Here is a 19242-nt window from a genome sequence, read left to right on the forward strand (position 1 = left end):
AACAACTGTTGCATGTTTATAAAGAATAGCTACAATCTTATTTGCATCAAAAATAGCCGTTATTGGCTATTCTTTTTCACTTCAAAACCGAACATACACTCCCATTTCTTAGGTATTAACAGCATGTTCAGATTTTATGAAACCACTCTCTTAGAACAGTTTGTCGAAGACTTGTATAAAAAACACGGAGTGCTTACTCCACAACAACTGAATACTGAAGAATTATCCAGGCGGCTGAACGTATGGGTTTATTATTCGGAGCTAGGTAGTGAAGCGGTAGAAATAAAGAGTGGGTTAGGATCCATTAACATTTATAAGAATCAGTCAAGGGTAAGGCAATGGATCGACTTTTTACATGAACTTTGCCATATATTACGACATTCGGGTGATCAGAGAATTATGCCAGAGCAATATACCAAAGCTCAAGAATCTGAAGCAGATAATTTTGTTCTTTATGCAGCAATGCCGATTTCAATGATCTCACAACTTCGATTACCTGTAAGAAAGAATGATGCTATTCATTTCTTAGCCTCTATTTTTAATGTCCCGTTATATTTAGCTAAAAGGAGACTGGAACAAATTCAACATAGATTGTGCCAAGGGATGTTGTTAACGGAGACAGTTGCTCAGGTCGAAGACAAGTGATCATGTTAGACATAGCGATCATGATGATATGAGAGAGACTAAGATCTACGCCTATTATGATCCCGCTGATGATTTGATCGCACCTTCACAATTTATCATTCATGTAGACCATGAAACTTTACATACTCAAGAAGAGCTCATTTTCTCCATCGATGGCCCATTCGAGGTAGTCGAGGATGGCCAGCTTGAGAATTTCATAGACAGTAAACCAGTTAAGTTTATTGATTTGGATTATACCAGTGACGGTAGAATCAGTTTAAAGCTAAGCCATCTGGCAAGCAGATATTATAACTCTGCCAATAAGTTTATAATTCAGAAAAGGGATATTGAGGAATTACTATGGTTCTATGGAGATGAATTTTAAGGAGGGCTTTTGTATATGAAAGGTCATGTATATCCAAGAGGAAAAACTTATACTTATGTAATCGATCTGCCACCTGATCCAATGACAGGTAGCCGGAGACAAAAATCAAAAGGTGGGTTTAAAACTGAAAAGGAAGCCTGGACAGCGTGCCACCTAAAAATCGCTGAAATAGAGAACGGCTTGCATGTCGATGACTCGAAGATAACGCTTCGAGAATATCTATTAGAATATCTCGAAACCCCTGCCAAGCCGAATTTCAAGCCTACTTCGTATGATACTGAGAAAACGGTCATTGAAGCGCGAATTATTCCTGCACTTGGTAAAGTAAAACTTCAAGCATTGACTCCACGAGCAATCAAAACATTCTACGCCGAGTTACGAAAAACCTATTCAAAGGAATATGTAAAGACCATCCACGGCATTCTGAAGCGTGCACTGAGAAATCGCATACACCGAGTCAGGGCTCTTGTCAGAGGATATCATGAGCAAGGTATCCATGAGAAGTAAGGTTAATGCGAACGAGCAAAAGGAAATGAAGTTCTGGTCTGTTGAAGAATTCAACCAGTTTCTAAAATCATCGAAAGGTCATGTTCACTATATTGTATTCTCGCTGGCAATTTACACCGGCATCGTCGTGGTGAATTTGAGTACGGTGATGGGTATGAGAATAATGATCTCGTATGCTGCTACCCAAACGGCGGTTATATAAAACCGAAACGTATAACAGAAGGAATGGACGTTTTGGTCCGGAAGGCAGGAGTAAAGAAGATTCGATTCCACGATTTAAGACATACCCACGCGTCATTTTTACTCCGGATTGGCATAAACCCCAAAGTGGCAGCTGAACGCCTCGGAATGACTCCAGCAATGTTCAATGAACGATACTCTCACTTACTCCCTACTATGCAAGATGAAGCCGTCGATAGGATTGAAGCAGAGCTTAAAAAGTACTCTGAAAAGACGCTAGATCCTGTGGATAAATAGCTGCCGTTAGCAAATCGAAGTAACCTATATTTTCACCATAGTTTTATGCTACGTGTAACGCCCTTTTAAACAGCAAAAAACCCTTGCATCGCAAGGGTTTTCGATAAAGTGGGCCCTGAGGGACTCGAACCCCCGACCAATCGGTTATGAGCCGACCGCTCTAACCAACTGAGCTAAGGGCCCTGAACATACATGTACACATAAACATAAGGACGTCATACATACATCGTTTAAAAATTGGTTGCGGGGGCAGGATTTGAACCTGCGGCCTTCGGGTTATGAGCCCGACGAGCTACCGAACTGCTCCACCCCGCGTCAATGCTGTATCAAACAGCGACAAGAATAAATATACACCATTCCCTTGCATCAAGTCAAGTACTGTTTTAATGGAATTTAATCAAGGCATAAATCGAACGCCGTATCGGCCCTTCCTGGAACGGTAAACCTCCACCATCCGCGGATCATTGTACCCGAACAGCCATCCATCCTGCTCCAACCGTTTGGCGAAGCACCCTGCTTGAAATTTGGTTTTATACAGCTTTCCGTAATAGATCCAATTCATCCTATGCGACTCCTTACCTGAAGTATAATCTGCTGCTGTCATATTATGTCCAAACTTCCACTAAAAAACCGCAATATCCACAAAGTCCTTCCCTAATAAAAAAAACAATCAGCCCTATACCGTACCACTGATCATAGCCCCGTCATGTAGACACAAAAAAAGAGAGTTTTAATTAAGGCGGCGATCTTTTCCCGGAATTCAACCGAGGAAAAGTCGCCAAGTTTGTTTTTGTCGCTTAATAAATCGCTCCGCCTATTGTCCGTCAGCCTCTGCAAACCGGGCAGCAATGCTCATGAGCTCCTGCTCCATCGAATTCATCATCTGGATAAAATTCACGAGCTGTGCCTTTGTCTCCTCAGCCTCTGTGCGAAACCGCTGCTGCGAAACACCCTCCCATTCCGCATTCAGCGTCTCAATGATCTGTGACATTCTGGCTACCAGTTCCCCGCCATAGTCACTTCCGCTGCGAATGTCTGCCGCTGCGCGGCGCAGTTCCTCCGGGGATACCTCTATGCGTCCTGACATGAACTACCTCACGCTCCTCCCTTATGAACCTTTATGAAAATATACTCTGGGATGTTATGTAGCTTTTGTCTCAGCCAGCACGGTTTGAAACTGCTCCTCCTCTTCGTCCTGGTAGCCGGTAAATATTATGTCCTGGATATCCTCATGATTAAACACATAGGCAAATTCCGGGCTAACATACCCTTCCGGGTACGGACAGGCCAGATAATCGAACATTTGCGGCTGCTCAAGTGCAAGAATCTGCTTGCGCCCGTATATCACCAGCTTCTTCTCCCCTTGTTTCAAAATAACAATCGATCCGTTTGGCAATAACTGCTGTGTCATAATTACCCTCTCCTTTTCTTGCTTGGACGATGCGGTGCCGCCGGTGCGCGCCCCTGTTTCATTTTGTTCAGATACGCTGCGTTCCGCTGCTCCTTCGGCAGCCCCAAAACGGGGTAATGCTCTTTCAGTTGATCCATATGATTCTGAATGAAGAAGTAGCGATGAATGAACACAACAGCCAAATACAGACCGAGAATCAACAGGACGGAAAAAGCCGCCATTCCCATCACGAACCTGCCAATATCTCCGATAACCGCGACTGCCAAGTAATAACCTGTGTAGCCGATAGCCGCAAACAGCATGGCGGCCTTGCCAGCTTTTCCGACCCGACCCTGCCTCTCCATGGATTGGTAGGCTCCTTGCTGCAGCGCTCTAAAATGCAGGACATAGAATAGAGCGAGCAATAGCAGCATGACCGCTACCGAGCTGAGACCATATCCAATGGAATCCACTCCAGCCATGTGATACATCATTTTTAATATAGCGACTTGACAAGTAACGGCCAGCGCCAAACCATACAACCCCAAATACAGCACGAAACCGACCTCGGATTGATACGGGTTTAAACTCAAGCCCATTCCCCACAGCAGCATAGCCCCCCATACTGCGCAAGCGATGTAAAAATAGATCGACATCATCGGCTCCGACAAAGTAACCAGTGCAGGTATCAGCATAATAAATAAAAAACATACGATGCCGCCCCGGATTTGCTCTGCGGGTATCAGCCGGAAATGAAATAACGCTTCCTCCGAAATCTTTGTGCCCATCTCTTACACTCCCCTTATTTGAACCAACCGGCTATCGTCGACCCTAATTTCTCAACTCCTATTTTTAAACCCTCGGTTAAAGTATCCTTCTCGCCATTCCCGTCAAAATCTGCAAACTTGATCCCATCCATGACATAGGAAGCACCCACCGAAACACCAAAACCGATAGCCGCACCCGCGAGGGTTCCAATCGGACCGCCCACCGCCGTCCCGATCAGCGCGCCGGCTTTGGCACCAGCTGCTGCGGAGGCTACAACCGTACCCAGGCCGACACCCACATCCACGGCAGCGTCCCCGGCTATTTTGGCTCCACTTTTGTTCTCATTGATATTCGTGACCAGATTGCCCGCCGTTTGCATGGCGATACCGGCATAACCGAGCTTACCGCCTTTCCAGCTAAGCGAATCTTTAACCGCTGCGCCCGGAAGGACATATTTTGGGATTCGGGGGTGATTCCGCCAGTTGTATTCGGCATAGGTTTTCTTGCGGATATTGGCCATCATTCCGTTGGTCACATTGGCTCGCATATTCCCGCGTCTGTCCTTCTCAAGCCAGACTCCAAATCCGTTCCGGTACATGTCCCAGTATTTATACATCGTTCCTGATGCCGTTACGGTCCCGAACAATACGCCAGTGGCCGCCAGCGGGTTGCTGGACCATTGATCAGCCGTTCCTCCAAATGGAGCGAGCGCATTAAATTCAACCCCTGCTGCCATTACGGGGGGATCTGACTTTTTGCTCCCGTTTTGTGCCAGGCTCGTCTGTAGCAGCAGATGCGGACTAATTTGAGCTACCGATTGTTTGCCGAAGGTCAAGCTGTTCCCAAGCGACTGGTCGGTTTGCGAGAAATCGCTGGCCTTCTTCACCAACTGCCCGCTATTCTGCTCCAGACGGCTTACCACCGACTGACAAGCAGCCCTGCACTGCGCCAGGCGCTGCTCAACCTGTGCACGATGACGTGTCTCCCACGACATGCTCTGAATGCGCTGCTGCATCCGCTCCTGAAGCTGCTGGACTTCCCGTGCAATATCAGATACCGCTGCTCCTTGCTGGTTCAGCATTTCGGGTACTACACGTATTTTGGTCATATCAAACAATCCTCCATGTAGTTGATCGAGAAGACACACTGTAAGATGTTAGAGCCATGTTTGTCCTCTATCACTTTATACGCTCTATTACGGCTCCAAGCTCATGGATGATCTCTGTAACTTGGGCGCCCCGGATCTGATCCTGATCTCCTTCAGGGCGGATCAGCCAATTGGAATCTTTCCCCCTTAACAGTTCAATTCCTTGGATTCTGCAATTCAGATCCGGACAATAATACACAGTGAATGAAGCATATCTCTCCGGACTGCTTACAGAGTCAGCCAAAGCCGTAACAACGGATTCCGGGTAGCCTTGCGCCAGCAAATGCCGCTGCGGCTCCTGCTCACCTTGTTCAGCGTTCATCCATTGCTGGAACCAACCCTTAGGCAGAGCCAGAGGGCCCGTGCTGCGGTTTTTCCTATCCTCAAGCTGCAGGTAGCCAATGATCTTCAACCAGGCCTCTGAAGGCGTTCCCAGCTCCTCCAATACATATATCCGCTCACCGGATGGACCGCTCTCGATTTCGGATTTTACGACAAGGGCTGAACTGTAGTAAATAAAACACTCCTTCGGTTCTCCCTCAGAACCGGTAACCCTCATGTGAATCGTTAACAGGGTCCGACTGCATACTTCTATGTATTCCAGCAATTCCTGCGCAAGAACCGGCTCGTTATCGACGGTATCTGTAACAATCAAGCCTTCCTCCAGGAGCTCCTGTTCTATCCTGGCCACTTCTGCGGGCATCTCCTCGGCAAGCGTACCGCGGAAAGGATCTTCGAGCCCGATGACAGCTCTTGCACCAACGATGCCGGTTAACACAAAAAATTGTTTGCCGGTCAGTTTGATCCTTGACGAAAATTCCAAAGATCTCTCCTCCTTACGGTCAGTCCCGCCTATTTTTGTAAATAAATCACAAGCCATCATTACTATTATAGGTGAGACGTCTCCTCCCCCTCTACCAAATCCTGGCCCTAAATTTATAGGAACATATACCCAATTCAGTCACATATAAAACAATGAATCGCTGAAAACCTCAAAAAAAAACATCCCGGGTCGTAAACAACCACTGGAATGTTCTTTGATTTCATGTAGGATGAGGCGGGTCATCCTTCTGGATAATGCCGTAATACATAATCGTCATCAACTGCTCACTCACCGCGTTAATGCTACCCAGACCATTATACCACTCGCTCCGCGCCGTAAACTCCTTAATGAAGGTCATGAAAGCGACCAGCACCTGAGGGGAGATATCTTTTCGAATCTGGCCAAGCTGCTGGCCCTTAAAGATCAGCAATTCAAAATCAGGCACTACATACTTCTGGTTGAACTGCATCAGCTTCTCCATCTGCTCCGGAAATTTGGCCAGATCCGTCACGAACTTCTGCGACACATGCACCGAAAATTTCTCCTGATCCCTATAGAAAATGGTTAATGCTTCAAGAGGATCCCTGGCCTGCTCCATCACATCACGATAAATTGACATCAATTCCTCAATCATCCGATCCACTACATGATCCAGTAACCCTTCCTTGCTCTGATAATAATTATAAATGGTCATCTTGGAGACAGGCACCGCTTCCGCGATTTGTTCCATGCTTGTCTGCAAAATTCCATGTTCCAAAAACAACCGTTTCCCAGCTTCCAGCACTGCTTCTTTCTTTGCATTCATCGGTTAAACGATATCCCTTCTCTTCAGCATAAGGACACCTATGGCTGTGCCAGCCGCATACAGTCCTAATGTAACGACCCAGCTCACCGCTGTCAACCCGCCCCCCCGGACAATATCCAACGCATCGAAGAGCCGGTAGGGCGAGATTGAAGATACCTTATGCATCATCTCACTGCTGCCGGAGAGCAGCTTGAGCAGGAATGCCAGGACAGCGACTCCAGCTCCAACGGCCACAGCCGTGCGATCAGAAGAGAACCAGGAGGTAAGCGCGTAGCCGATCCCCATGAACAGCAGCACCAGTAAATAACCTGACAACAATAGCAGCAATAAGCCTCCATATTGCTCCAGTTGCACCGTATACCTAGCCAGCAGCAGAATAAGCAGTGAACCGACAACAAACACAATTGTCATATGCAGCCAGTTCGCAAACGCTTTGCTCCAGAATACCTCTCCTCTGCTGTAAGGCAGCGTGAACAGAAATTCTGCAGTGCCCCTGTCTCGTTCCCTGGATATGCTTCCAGCTGCCCACGACGTCGCAAAAGAAGATATCAGCACGATAAAATAGGGGTAGGCCTGCGTTGCCACGAACCCTTCGAAGGTACGAAAGCTTTCAGGCTCTATGCCAAATGCTTTAAGCAGGCCTTCCGGCAAACCTTTTATGAGCTGTTCCATTTCCGGATTGTTCACAAAGGCTTCTGCCTTGCCCAGCAAAAGAATCAGTATTAATAAGGTCACAAGAAAACACGTCCAGAATCCGCGTCTGTTTTGACGAAGCTCCTGTTGAACCAGATTCCACCTCATACCCGTTCCTCCTCTGCATGCTGCACCCGATAATCGTCCATGAACATTTCTTCAATTGTTGGCCTTCGAATCGTCAGATCCGCTATCGGAAGCCGGGATAATGCAGCCAGCGTATTCGACAACGGGTTTCCTCCCGTATCAAACCAATGATACGTTCCATCAAACTGGACCTTTGCATCGATAAACTTCAAAAGGTCGTTCTCGCGCTGATCACCCGGCATTTCCAGCCGAAGCATGATCCGATGGCTTCTCCCGGCAGACAAATCTTCCATGCGTGATATACGGAGCAGTTCACCATCACGTATAAAAGCAACTCGCTGGCACACCTTCTCCACCTCCGACAGCACATGAGTCGAAAAAAATATCGTCATGCCCCATTTCCGGTTGAACTCACCCAGCATTTGAAAAAACTCATGCTGCACAAGGGGATCCAGACCAGAAGTGGGCTCATCGAGAATAAGCAGTTCCGGCTGGTGCAGAAGAGCCAAAATGATGCCCAGCTTCTTTCGATTGCCAAGGGAATAGGCTTTGATTTTGATGCCGGGATCCCATTGCAGCCTTTCGGCATATTGAAGAGCCTCGGTCTGTTTAACTTTCAGCCCATGTGCTCTGGCGGTAAATTCAAGCATCTCCCTGCCCGTCATATTAGGATAGAGGATGATCTCTGATGGTAAGTAACCGATGCGCCGCCGAAGTTCCGGCTGCTCTTGCCGCATGGATGTGCCAAGCACATGAAGTTCACCCGAACTTGGAGACAATAACTGCATGATCATTCGAATGGTAGTCGACTTCCCAGCGCCATTCGGTCCAATAAAGCCAAACACCTCGCCCTGCTCAACTGACATGTTCAAATCCTTAACTCCGTATGTAGAGCCAAACTTTTTATGGACACCTACTGCTTCAACAGCCAACATGGTCATCCCTCATTTATACTTTTATTTTATTTATAGTATAAACTATGCCATGATTTAATCCCATATACCCCCTATATATTTACTTTATTAATTCAGAAAGTATAAATTGGTTTCTCACAAGGAATAAACAGCTACGGTTCTAGAGGGACTATCCCTTTCTAAAAAGATAAAAAACGCCGCCTCTGCAAAAAATCTCAGAGGCGGCAGTCGGATCAAAAATTATAATCTGTACAATAATGTTTATAGTCCGAAGGAGGAAGGATTCGCTCTCCAGGACTGAAGTAGCTGTACATCCTCTTCTTGTATCCGGTTCTCGGATAGGGCTACATCGATGAGTGCACCGTAGTTGGACAAGCTCTGCAGCGGAATTCCAGCTTCGGCGAAGGCTTGTACCGCTTTATCCAGCTGATAGCTGAATATGGCCAGTACCGCCAGCGGCTCTGCACCTGCATCCTTGACCGCTTGCGCTGCTTTCAATGAGCTGCCGCCGGTGGAGATCAGGTCCTCAATCACAACCACCTTCTGCCCCGTCTTGATCAGACCTTCAATCAGGTTTTCCTTGCCATGGCCTTTAGCCTTGTCCCGAATATAAGACATCGGCAGATTCAACTTCTGGGATACAAAGGCCGCGTGCGGAATTCCTGCTGTCGCCGTTCCGGCAATGGCTTCCGCTTCCGGATACTGCTCCCGGATGACAGCAGCAAACGATTCAGCGATGTAGTCACGAATCTCGGGGTAGGACATCGTCAGGCGGTTGTCGCAGTAAATTGGGGATTTGATGCCCGACGTCCATGTAAACGGCTGGTGTGGACGAAGGGAAACGGCCTCAATCTTCAGCAAATGGGATGCGATCTGATGCGGAATATTCGCGAGTGTACTCATGCTTGAATCATCTCCTCAATAATCTGTTCTGCTGCTTGTCTAGGGTTCGCGGTAGCGGTGATTGGGCGACCAACAACTAGATAGTGGCTGCCCCTGCGAACCGCTTCTCCCGGCGTAAGCACCCGGGCCTGGTCACCGATATCCGCGCCAGCAGGACGAATGCCCGGGATAACGGTTTTAAAATCCTTACCGCACGCGGTGCGAATGGCTTCCACTTCAAGCGATGAAGCCACGACGCCGTGCAGTCCGGCTTGCTGGGCCAACGAAGCGTATCTTACAACGGTGTCCTCTACAAGCCCTGGGATCCCGATTTCGTTATTCATGACATCCTGATCCGTACTGGTTAACTGCGTTACCGCTATAATTGTAGGCATGGCAAGACCCGGGGTTTCCGCCACTGCGGCCTCTGCCCCGGCTTTTGCCGCCTGCATCATGAGCGCACCGCCGCCGGAGTGGACGTTAAACATGTCCACACCCAGCCGCGTAACGCTGTGCGAGCCGCCTTTTACCGTATTGGGGATATCGTGCATCTTCACGTCCAGAAACACGGAATATCCTTTTGCCTTCAGTTCTTTCACGAAGTCAGGACCTGCGGCGTAGAAGAGCTGCATGCCCACCTTCATGTAACAGGGAATGCCCTCGAGCTGCTGAACCAGATCCTTCGCACGATCGGCATCCGGGTAATCCAGAGCCACCATTAGGCGGCCCGCCATTTCATTGTAGCTTGAGCTTGCGTTCATCTGTACCCCTCCTTCTCGATTTAAACCGGCATCGCTTCCGAGGAGAAGTTGATCGTCTCCAGCATGGTCAGAAGCTCACGAACCGTATCGAGCGAGGTCATGCACACTACGCCGTTCTCAACCGCTTCACGGCGAATACGGAATCCGTCACGCTGCGGCGTTTTGCCTTTGGTCAATGTGTTAAAGACAAAGTTCGCTTCACCTGTGCGGATCATATCCAGAATATTTGGTGTTCCTTCGGACAGCTTGTTAATGGTCGTCACATCAAGTCCCGCTTCTTTTAATGCCGCGGCTGTTCCGCCTGTTGCTATGATTTTATAACCAAGCTTATGGAAGCCTTTGAGCAGTGCTGCTGCTTCGGCTTTATCCTTGTCTGCGATGGTAGCGATAATGGCACCCGTCGAAGGAATCTTCATGCCTGCACCGATCAGCCCTTTATATAGTGCCTTGGCATACTTCACATCGCGGCCCATCACCTCACCGGTAGATTTCATCTCCGGTCCGAGTGTAGGCTCAACGCGGCGAAGCTTCGCAAAGGAGAATACCGGCACTTTAACCGATACATAGTCGCTTTCCGGCCACATGCCTTCCTCGTATCCCAAATCCTTGAGCTTCCCGCCCATAATAGCCTGCGTAGCCAGGTTCGCCATCGGGATGCCGGTAACCTTGCTCAGGAATGGAACTGTCCGGGAGGAGCGCGGGTTCACTTCGATCACGTACACTTCATTTTTGTAGATAACGAACTGGATGTTGACAAGTCCGCGGGTATTCAGTTCCTTGGCAATCTTGATCGTAATCTCCGTGATCTTTTCCTTCAGATCCTGGGACAAGTACTGTGGAGGGTATACCGCAATCGAGTCACCGGAGTGAACTCCTGCGCGCTCTACATGCTCCATAATTCCCGGAATCAGAACGGTGTCGCCATCGCAGATCGCGTCTACTTCCACTTCCTTGCCCATCATGTACCGGTCAATCAGCACCGGATGATCCGGGTTAATCTTAACCGCCTCTTTCATGTAGCTAAGCAGCTCGCTGTCGGAGTATACAATCTCCATGGCCCGTCCGCCGAGTACATACGATGGTCTTACCAGTACCGGATAACCCAGCGATTGAGCCGTTTCTACAGCATCATCAACCGATATTACGGTTTTCCCTTTCGGTTGGGCAATGTCCAGTCTGGACAGGAGCGCTTCGAATTTTTTGCGATCCTCGGCTTCGTCAATGCTTTCCAGACTTGTGCCCAGAATCTTCACGCCCGCTTTGCTCAGCGGTTCGGCGAGATTAATGGCCGTCTGCCCACCGAACTGCACGATGACGCCGATCGGCTTCTCCTGTTCGATGACGTGCATAACATCTTCGAAGAAGAGCGGTTCGAAGTAGAGGCGATCCGACGTATTAAAGTCGGTTGATACGGTTTCCGGATTGTTGTTGATTATAACCGCTTCGTATCCCGCCTTCTGGATCGCCCATACAGCGTGCACGGTGGAGTAGTCGAACTCGATGCCTTGACCGATCCGGATCGGACCGGAACCCAGCACGATGACCTTTTCCTTGGCGGATTCGATGACTTCATTTTCCGTTTCATAAGTTGAGTAGTAGTATGGCGTTGTTGCTTCGAACTCTGCAGCGCAGGTGTCGACCATTTTGTAAACCGGACGCAATCCATGCTCGTGACGCAGGAACCTGATTGATTCTTCGGTTGTATGTGTACTCGCATTGCCTTCAGCGCGAAGCTCGGCAATTGCGCGATCCGTGAAACCAAGACGTTTCGCTTCGTACAGGGTTTCATAAGTCAATGAAGCTTCTTGGCGGATGTGATCTTCATATTTAATCAGGCGCTCGATTTTGTCCAGGAACCACCAGTCGATGTTTGTAAGGTCTTGGATCTGCTGCAGTCCATAACCGCGGCGGAATGCTTCGGCGATCAGGAATATCCGCTCATCGTCTGCTTTCACAAGACGCTGCTGGAGCACTTCATCACTCAGCTCAGCGGCACCTTTCAGGTAAAGACGGTGCACACCGATCTCCAAGGAGCGGACTGCTTTATGAATGGATTCCTCAAAGGTGCGTCCAATCGCCATCACTTCGCCGGTTGCCTTCATCTGTGTTCCCAGCTTCCGGTTAGCGTGGATGAACTTATCGAATGGCCAGCGCGGGATTTTGCTGACGATATAGTCCAGGGTAGGCTCGAAGCAAGCATAGGTCTGGCCCGTTACCGGATTGACAATCTCGTCCAGCGTGTAACCCATGGCGATTTTGGCTGCCATCTTGGCAATCGGATAACCCGTTGCTTTTGAAGCGAGCGCAGATGAGCGGCTGACCCGCGGATTTACCTCAATGACGTAGTATTGGTAGCTGTTCGGATCCAGCGCGAACTGTACGTTACATCCGCCTTCAATGTTCAGGGCACGGATGATCTTGAGCGATGCGCTCCGGAGCATTTGATACTCGCGGTCAGACAGCGTCTGGCTTGGTGCCACAACGATACTGTCGCCTGTATGAACGCCCACCGGATCGAAGTTCTCCATGTTACACACAACGATACAGTTGTCGTTCGCATCGCGCATGACCTCGTACTCGACTTCCTTCATCCCTGCGATGCTCTTCTCGATCAGACACTGTGTAATCGGGCTGTAGCGAAGGCCGGAGCTGACCGTTTCGCGCAGTTCCTCTTCCGTTGCGCAGATACCTCCGCCGGTTCCTCCCAAAGTGTAGGCAGGACGAACGATAAGCGGATAGCCGATCTCATCAGCGAAGTCCATTGCCTCTTCCAAAGTCGTTACGATGGTGCTCTCTGGTACAGGCTGCTCAAGCTCGCGCATCAGCTCACGGAACAAGTCACGGTCTTCCGCTTTCTCAATCGATTCCAGCTGAGTTCCGAGCAGTTTGACATTCTCCTGTTCCAAAATGCCGGCACGCGCAAGCTCAACCGCCATGTTCAGACCCGTTTGTCCTCCAAGCGTTGGGAGCAATCCGTCCGGACGCTCCTGTCGGATGATTTGCGTGACAAAATCCAGGGTGATGGGCTCAATGTATACTTTATCCGCCATGTTAGTATCTGTCATGATGGTCGCGGGGTTGCTGTTGATCAGCACAACCTCGATACCTTCTTCTTTCAGTGCTTGGCAAGCTTGCGTTCCTGCATAGTCGAATTCCGCTGCTTGACCGATGACAATCGGACCGGAGCCGATGACGAGAATTTTTTTGAGTGTTTCATTTTTAGGCATATTAGCGAGCTCCTTTCACGGCTGCGGCCAGAACCGCCTGGCGCGGCTTCCGGACTTCATTCTGTTTATGGTCTCTTATCATTTCAAGGAATTGATCGAACAGATAGCTGCTGTCGTGCGGTCCAGGTGCAGCTTCAGGGTGATACTGTACGGAGAAGGCCGGGAATTTCGAGTGCTTCAAGCCTTCAATCGTTTTATCGTTATTGTTGATATGCGTGACTTCAAGCTCCGTGCCTTTAACGGAATCTTCATTTACTGTAAACCCATGATTCTGGGAAGTAATATAGCAGCGTCCGCTGGCAAGCTCTTTAACCGGATGGTTCCCGCCGCGGTGTCCGAATTTTAGCTTCTCGGTGTCAGCGCCCGCAGCCAGTGCAAACAATTGATGACCCAGGCAGATGCCGAAGATCGGATATTCGCCAAGCAGTTGTTTGACCATGTCTACAGCGTACGGAACATCTTTCGGGTCCCCAGGGCCGTTGGACAACTGGATTCCATCCGGATGGAGTCTGCGGATTTCGTCCGCAGTGGTGTCATGCGGAACTACGATCACATCGCAGCCACGGGAAGTCAGCTCGCGTAAAATCCCGCTTTTTGCACCGAAGTCAACCAGAACGATCCGTTCCTTGGAGCCGGGGCTCGTAAACATTTGCGGTGTTGAAGTACTTGCCACCTGATTGCGAAGTTCAGCAATCGTTGTGTCGCCGAGCATTTCCTTCAGCTCTTCTACCGGCTTGTTGGACGTTGTCAGAATCCCCTTCATGGTTCCGTAATGACGGATGATGCGGGTCAACATCCGTGTATCGATTTCGCTGATCCCTGGAATTCCATATTCCTTCAACAAGCTGTCAACGCTGTATTCTGCACGCCAGTTGCTAGGAACAGGCTCATGACGACGAACAACGAATCCGTGGACGAACGGCCGAATGGATTCAAAGTCATCCCGCGTGATGCCGTAGTTTCCGATCAAAGGGTACGTCATCGTCACGATCTGTCCGCAGTAGGACGGGTCGCTCAGCACCTCTTGATATCCTGTAATCCCTGTATTGAAAACGACCTCTCCGGTCATTTCAGCATCCGCGCCGAAGGATTTTCCGCTGAACAGCGTACCGTCCTCCAGTAACAATCTTGCCTGCATCCCGATCACTCCTGTCATCTATGTGTAATATATTTTATAAGTCATTGGCCTAAGTGTTACTTAAAATCCATTTTGTTCGGACCATTTCATATCGCCGTCCACCCAAGTCATCACAGGCCAGCCCTTCAGCTTCCAGCCGGTGAATGGAGTGTTGCGGCCTTTCGTAGCGAACTCTTCCGGGTTCACTTCCTTCTCGGCTTCCAGGTCAATCATGGTCAGGTCCGCTGCTGCCCCGGCTTCCAGCACACCCGTTGCAAGACCGAATACTCTTGCCGGATCACTTGTCATCCGTTTGACCAGCAGTGCGAGATCCCATTTGCCTGTTGCAACAAACTTGGTATAGAGCAGTGGAAATGCCGTTTCGAATCCAACGATACCGAACGGTGCGAGCTCCATGCCTTTGGCTTTCTCTTCAGCGCTGTGCGGGGCATGATCCGTCACGATCATATCAAGCGTTCCGTCCAGCAGACCTTCTATACAAGCCTCTACGTCACGCGGAGTGCGCAGCGGCGGATTCATCTTCCAGTTTGCATCAAGGCCGGGAATATCTTCGTCCGATAGCACCAGATGGTGGGGGCATACCTCAGCTGTTACCGAGATGCCAATCGCCTTCGCCTGGCGGATCAAACGTACGGACTGCTCTGTGCTCACATGGCATACATGGTAGTGTACCCCGGTGGCTTCCGTCAGCAAAATATCCCGTCCGACATGGATTGCTTCCGACTCGTTCGGAATTCCTTTCAGGCCATGCTGCTGGGCGAACTTGCCTTCGGTCACGCAAGCTCCCTTTACCAGCGAATCGTCCTCGCAGTGAGCGATAACCGGCATGCCCAGCGCTTTAGCTTTTTTCATGGCATCTTTCATCATCTGTGCGTTCTGTACGCCGACCCCGTCATCCGTGAATCCAATCGCCCCTGCTGCCTTCAAGGCTTCGAAGTCTGTCAGTTCACGGCCCAGCTCATTCCTGGTTATTGCAGCGTAAGGCAGCACCTTCGCAAGATTCGCCTCACTCGCTTTGTCCAGTATCAGTTTCACCGTTTCAGGCGAGTCAGTAACCGGCCTTGTGTTAGGCATGCAGGCGATGGTCGTAAATCCGCCCTTCACTGCTGAGCGGCTGCCGCTCTCGATCGTTTCCTTGTGCTCATAACCCGGCTCTCTCAAGTGCACATGCATATCGATGAATCCCGGTGTGACCAGTTTGCCCTCGGCATCGATTATCCGCACGTTCTCGCCCGCTTCCGGCAAGGCTCCAGCCTCACTCACAACCGACTGAATCAATCCGTCTGCAATGACGATATGTTTGTCTTCGAGCTGTCCTTGTTCATTGATCACTTTGGCATTCCTTATCACTTGCATTTGCATCTTGGTTCCCCTCCGCAGCAGAAGCACCGTTCGCTTCTTTGTATATTGTATAATAAAAATTCATGTTTGTGTATAATTATTAATATTTATTCATCTATATTCATGCTTCAGGTTAGCCCTTCATCGCCCGTTCCATAACCGCCATGCGAATCGGCACTCCGTTCGCCATCTGATTGAATATCATCGATCTGGGACTTTCCACAACCGTGTCATCAATTTCAACGTTCCGGTTCACGGGTGCCGGATGCATAATCATCGTGTGCCCTGACAGCCTCGCTGCCCGTTCTTCCGTAAGACCGTACTGCTCCCGGTATTCCGCGCTGGATTTGAATACTCCTGCGTTATGACGCTCCAGCTGAACCCTCAGCATCATAACCACATCAGCCTTCAGCGCCGTTTCCATCGATACATAAGGTGCATACTGGGCAAGCTCTGGTGCCTGCATCGTTTCCGGTGCGCAGAACTGCACATGCGCTCCGAATTTCTGCAGCGCCCACAAGTCCGAACGCGCCACCCTGCTGTGTTTGATATCTCCGATGATAGACACCGTTAATCCTTTAAGCTCTCCGAAACTTTTCTTCATTGTATATAGGTCAAGCAGTGCCTGCGTTGGATGCTCATTGTTGCCATCTCCTGCATTCACCAGTGGAATCGACACCCGTTCTGCCAGTTCTTGAAGCACTCCTGAAGGTTTCAAGCGGATGACACCTGCGTCAATCCCCATCGATTCCAAGGTCCGCACGGTATCGTAGATCGACTCGCCCTTCTCTACACTTGAGGCTGCCGCTGCAAAGTTCATCACCTCGGCGCCGAGTCTTTTCTCAGCCATTTCAAAAGAAAATCTCGTTCTGGTGCTGTTCTCGAAGAACATATTAACCGCAAATTTTGATTTGAGAACCGGTACCACTTTGTCGGACTGCGCTTCCCAATATGCCGCCCGATTCAAGATCGATCCAATCTCGTCTCTGCTAATATCCTTCAATCCTAAGAGGCTGCGTTCTTTCACTGAAATGGCTGTTGTCATGATTATCGTTCCTCTCTTTGGCTAATGGTCACTTCATCCTTGCCGTCGATTTCGGTTAATGCCACCGTAATTTCCTCATGTTTAGAGGTAGGAACGTTCTTTCCGATATAATCCGGCCGGATCGGCAGTTCGCGATGGCCGCGATCTGCGAGAACCGCAAGCTGTATCATTCTTGGCCGCCCGCAATCCATCAGGGCATCCATCGCCGCCCGAATGGTTCGTCCGGTGTACAGCACATCATCGAACAAAATCACTTTCTTATCATGGATGTTCAGGTGCTCCAGACTGAGCTTTGCTCCTTCCACCCGCTCTGCGGTGGCTTCCTTACTATCCCGGTCATCCCGATAGGAGGTCACATCAATCTCTCCCCAAGGAATCGGCGTACCTTCAATCTCGTTCATTCGCTCGGCGATTCTCTGAGCCAAAAATACCCCGCGTGTGCGGATGCCGACCAGTACACAATCTTCAATCCCTTTATTCTTTTCCAATATTTCATGGGCAATTCTCGTTAGCGCGCGGCGGATGGCCGTCTCGTCCATAATCACATGCTGTTCATTGCTCATCCTTAAGTCCTCCTTCAACACGTTTGATTAGCCCTTTCCAGTTCCTGACGATCCGTGGGTTTCTTACACACAAAAAAACTCCTTGCCCGGCTTGGACAAGGAGTTGATCTCATAGAGATAGTGTGGAAAGCGCAGCATCTATCCGCAGACAGAGCTATGCCTCCTGTTAATGAACCTCGGTTCACGTTACCTTGCCAGCCTCACGGGACTGATTTAAAGGTGCTATTCGATTGATCTTATTATGACAGACCCCACAGGAGATGTCAACCTCGATCATGTCGAAAGTTGTCGCGTTCCGAACAGAGTTTATTGCGCTATTAAAATTCGAATTCCACATCGCTAAGTCTGCTGCGAATTTCGGAAATTACCCGTTTCTCTTCTTCCTCACCGTCAGCAATGAAGGTCACGGAGAAGCGAACGAAATGTCCTGCATCATCCCAAGGCACCGTAGAGATCAGTTTCTCGCGGATCAGATATTGGGAGAAGTCCTCTCCGGACTCAAAGCGGCGGCCGCCTTTAACTCCTTTTGGAGCCTCCACATACAGGAAGAAGGAGCCTTTCGGTTTCTCGGCTGTAAAGCCAAGTTCATTCAGCACGTCCACCAGCATATTGTGACGACGCGAATACTTCTCTGCAATCTTCTCGGTAATTTGCGGATTGTCCAAGCCGTATGCAGCTGCCTTTTGGATGGCTATGAATTGACCGGAGTCGTTGTTGTCCTTCACATCGCCAAACGCTTTGACCACAAGCGGATTGCCGACGATGAAGCCGATGCGCCATCCTGTCATGTTGTAGGATTTGGACAAGGAGTGAAGCTCCACGCCAACATCCTTCGCGCCAGGTACGGAGAGGAAGCTGAGGGGCTTCAAGCCATCGTAGGTGAGCGCTGCATATGGAGCATCGTGGACGACGACAACTCCGTACTTGCGAGCCCATTCCACAACCTCGGAGAAAAACTCAACGGTTGCGCTGGCGCCCGTCGGGTTGTTCGGATAGTTCAGGTAGAGCAGTTTTGCACGGCGTGCAATGTCTTCAGGAATGGAACTGAGATCCGGCAAAAACGCGTTTTCTTTTTTCAATTCCACATTGTATACTTCGCCGCCCAAATACTTGGTGTGCGTGCCAAGCACGGGATATCCCGGAACCGTCATAATGGTTACATCCCCCGGGTTAATGAAGCAGGATGGCAGCATAGCCAGTGCAGGTTTGGAACCAATGGAGTGCAGCACTTCTGTAGCCGCATCGATTCCTTCGACTCCAAACACATTCTTCAAGTAGCGAACAGCCGCTTCCTTAAACTCAGGAATTCCGTTATCCGCATATCCCCGGTTTTCCCGCTTGGAGGCTTCCTCAGCGAGTTTCGCCACGATGCCTGCGTCCGCCATCTCGTCCGGCTCGCCAACACCCATATCGATAAGCTCCGTGTTCGGATGCTCCTGCTTCGCAGCTGCCTTCGCTCTCTTGATTTTCTCAAATTTATAAATGGCTGTATCTTTGCCGTAGTTGGCACCGCCGATACGGTTAGCAAAGTTTTGCTGAATGTACGTTTCCTGATATTTGTCAATACTCATGATTTGTATTCATCTCCTACTCTTGCAATGATATTCATCCATAAATATGCCGTAAAATCTCGGCAGGAGCCATGCATTATATATCAAATGATTT

The 19242-nt window shown here is 49.5% G+C and carries 22 protein-coding genes and 2 tRNA genes; 5 read left to right on the plus strand and 19 right to left on the minus strand.

Going from position 1 to position 19242, the window contains the following annotated elements; all coding sequences use genetic code 11:
- Positions 1–123 precede the first annotated feature (123 nt).
- From WDY75_RS21990 to WDY75_RS22010, 5 genes are read left to right on the plus strand one after another with little or no spacing between them, the layout of a single operon-like run.
- Entirely contained in the window at positions 124–645 is a 522-nt protein-coding gene (locus tag WDY75_RS21990; RefSeq protein ID WP_063479776.1) for an ImmA/IrrE family metallo-endopeptidase, read from the plus strand.
- 28 nt (positions 646–673) lie between these two features.
- Positions 674–1009, plus strand: a complete 336-nt coding sequence (locus WDY75_RS21995) for a hypothetical protein (protein WP_156515050.1) — start codon at positions 674–676, stop codon at positions 1007–1009.
- Between the two features lie 15 nt (positions 1010–1024).
- The gene (locus WDY75_RS22000) at positions 1025–1516 is read left to right on the plus strand and encodes an Arm DNA-binding domain-containing protein (protein ID WP_231888037.1); all 492 of its coding nucleotides are present in this window, start codon (positions 1025–1027) and stop codon (positions 1514–1516) included.
- Entirely contained in the window at positions 1506–1718 is a 213-nt protein-coding gene (locus WDY75_RS22005; RefSeq protein WP_231888036.1) for a hypothetical protein, read from the plus strand. The genes WDY75_RS22000 and WDY75_RS22005 overlap by 11 nt, the downstream gene beginning before the upstream one ends.
- A gap of 11 nt (positions 1719–1729) precedes the next feature.
- A complete protein-coding gene (locus WDY75_RS22010) occupies positions 1730–1993 on the plus strand; it encodes a tyrosine-type recombinase/integrase (protein ID WP_231888111.1) in 264 nt (87 codons plus the stop codon).
- Positions 1994–2102: 109 nt separating this feature from the next.
- On the opposite strand, the gene WDY75_RS22015 is transcribed toward WDY75_RS22010, so the two are convergent.
- The 19 genes from WDY75_RS22015 to WDY75_RS22105 form a co-directional block, all read right to left on the minus strand.
- A tRNA-Ile gene (locus tag WDY75_RS22015) sits at positions 2103–2176 on the minus strand.
- 55 nt (positions 2177–2231) lie between these two features.
- Positions 2232–2308, minus strand: a tRNA-Met gene (locus WDY75_RS22020).
- An 82-nt stretch (positions 2309–2390) separates the two neighbouring features.
- A complete protein-coding gene (locus tag WDY75_RS22025; RefSeq protein WP_006209118.1) occupies positions 2391–2555 on the minus strand; it encodes a hypothetical protein in 165 nt (54 codons plus the stop codon).
- Between the two features lie 252 nt (positions 2556–2807).
- Positions 2808–3080, minus strand: coding sequence for a WXG100 family type VII secretion target (locus WDY75_RS22030; RefSeq protein WP_006209117.1), 273 nt, complete (start codon positions 3078–3080; stop codon positions 2808–2810).
- Between the two features lie 54 nt (positions 3081–3134).
- Positions 3135–3404, minus strand: a complete 270-nt coding sequence (locus WDY75_RS22035; RefSeq protein ID WP_006209116.1) for a DUF4176 domain-containing protein — start codon at positions 3402–3404, stop codon at positions 3135–3137.
- A 2-nt stretch (positions 3405–3406) separates the two neighbouring features.
- The gene (locus WDY75_RS22040) at positions 3407–4171 is read right to left on the minus strand and encodes a hypothetical protein (protein ID WP_063478987.1); all 765 of its coding nucleotides are present in this window, start codon (positions 4169–4171) and stop codon (positions 3407–3409) included.
- A 14-nt stretch (positions 4172–4185) separates the two neighbouring features.
- Positions 4186–5259: a WXG100 family type VII secretion target gene (locus tag WDY75_RS22045; protein WP_063478986.1), complete on the minus strand. Its 1074-nt coding sequence runs from the start codon at positions 5257–5259 to the stop codon at positions 4186–4188.
- A 70-nt stretch (positions 5260–5329) separates the two neighbouring features.
- Positions 5330–6121, minus strand: a complete 792-nt coding sequence (locus tag WDY75_RS22050) for a hypothetical protein (RefSeq protein ID WP_063478985.1) — start codon at positions 6119–6121, stop codon at positions 5330–5332.
- Positions 6122–6341: 220 nt separating this feature from the next.
- Positions 6342–6926 (minus strand): TetR/AcrR family transcriptional regulator, encoded by a 585-nt coding sequence (locus WDY75_RS22055; RefSeq protein WP_063478984.1) that lies wholly within the window; start codon positions 6924–6926, stop codon positions 6342–6344.
- A gap of 3 nt (positions 6927–6929) precedes the next feature.
- Complete coding sequence (locus tag WDY75_RS22060; RefSeq protein ID WP_063478983.1) at positions 6930–7727, minus strand: ABC transporter permease; 798 nt, start codon at positions 7725–7727, stop codon at positions 6930–6932.
- Positions 7724–8641 (minus strand): ABC transporter ATP-binding protein, encoded by a 918-nt coding sequence (locus tag WDY75_RS22065; RefSeq protein WP_006209109.1) that lies wholly within the window; start codon positions 8639–8641, stop codon positions 7724–7726. The genes WDY75_RS22060 and WDY75_RS22065 overlap by 4 nt, the downstream gene beginning before the upstream one ends.
- A gap of 240 nt (positions 8642–8881) precedes the next feature.
- Complete coding sequence (pyrE, locus tag WDY75_RS22070; protein ID WP_063478982.1) at positions 8882–9523, minus strand: orotate phosphoribosyltransferase; 642 nt, start codon at positions 9521–9523, stop codon at positions 8882–8884.
- A complete protein-coding gene (gene pyrF, locus WDY75_RS22075) occupies positions 9520–10263 on the minus strand; it encodes an orotidine-5'-phosphate decarboxylase (RefSeq protein WP_063478981.1) in 744 nt (247 codons plus the stop codon). Before pyrF ends, pyrE begins: the two co-directional genes overlap by 4 nt.
- Positions 10264–10283: 20 nt before the next feature.
- Positions 10284–13490, minus strand: a complete 3207-nt coding sequence (gene carB / locus WDY75_RS22080; protein WP_006209106.1) for a carbamoyl-phosphate synthase large subunit — start codon at positions 13488–13490, stop codon at positions 10284–10286.
- A gap of 1 nt (position 13491) precedes the next feature.
- A complete protein-coding gene (carA, locus tag WDY75_RS22085) occupies positions 13492–14628 on the minus strand; it encodes a glutamine-hydrolyzing carbamoyl-phosphate synthase small subunit (RefSeq protein ID WP_063478980.1) in 1137 nt (378 codons plus the stop codon).
- Between the two features lie 60 nt (positions 14629–14688).
- On the minus strand, positions 14689–15990 hold the full coding sequence (locus WDY75_RS22090; RefSeq protein ID WP_036637921.1) for a dihydroorotase: 1302 nt from the start codon (positions 15988–15990) through the stop codon (positions 14689–14691).
- Positions 15991–16102: 112 nt separating this feature from the next.
- Positions 16103–17017, minus strand: a complete 915-nt coding sequence (locus WDY75_RS22095; RefSeq protein ID WP_269148277.1) for an aspartate carbamoyltransferase catalytic subunit — start codon at positions 17015–17017, stop codon at positions 16103–16105.
- Entirely contained in the window at positions 17017–17577 is a 561-nt protein-coding gene (pyrR, locus tag WDY75_RS22100; RefSeq protein ID WP_006209104.1) for a bifunctional pyr operon transcriptional regulator/uracil phosphoribosyltransferase PyrR, read from the minus strand. Before pyrR ends, WDY75_RS22095 begins: the two co-directional genes overlap by 1 nt.
- Before the next feature lie 317 nt (positions 17578–17894).
- Positions 17895–19148: an LL-diaminopimelate aminotransferase gene (locus WDY75_RS22105; RefSeq protein ID WP_063478979.1), complete on the minus strand. Its 1254-nt coding sequence runs from the start codon at positions 19146–19148 to the stop codon at positions 17895–17897.
- Positions 19149–19242: the final 94 nt, after the last annotated feature.

Origin of the sequence: Paenibacillus glucanolyticus (genome assembly GCF_037333485.1) — a bacterium.
Taxonomy (GTDB): domain Bacteria; phylum Bacillota; class Bacilli; order Paenibacillales; family Paenibacillaceae; genus Paenibacillus_AQ; species Paenibacillus_AQ glucanolyticus.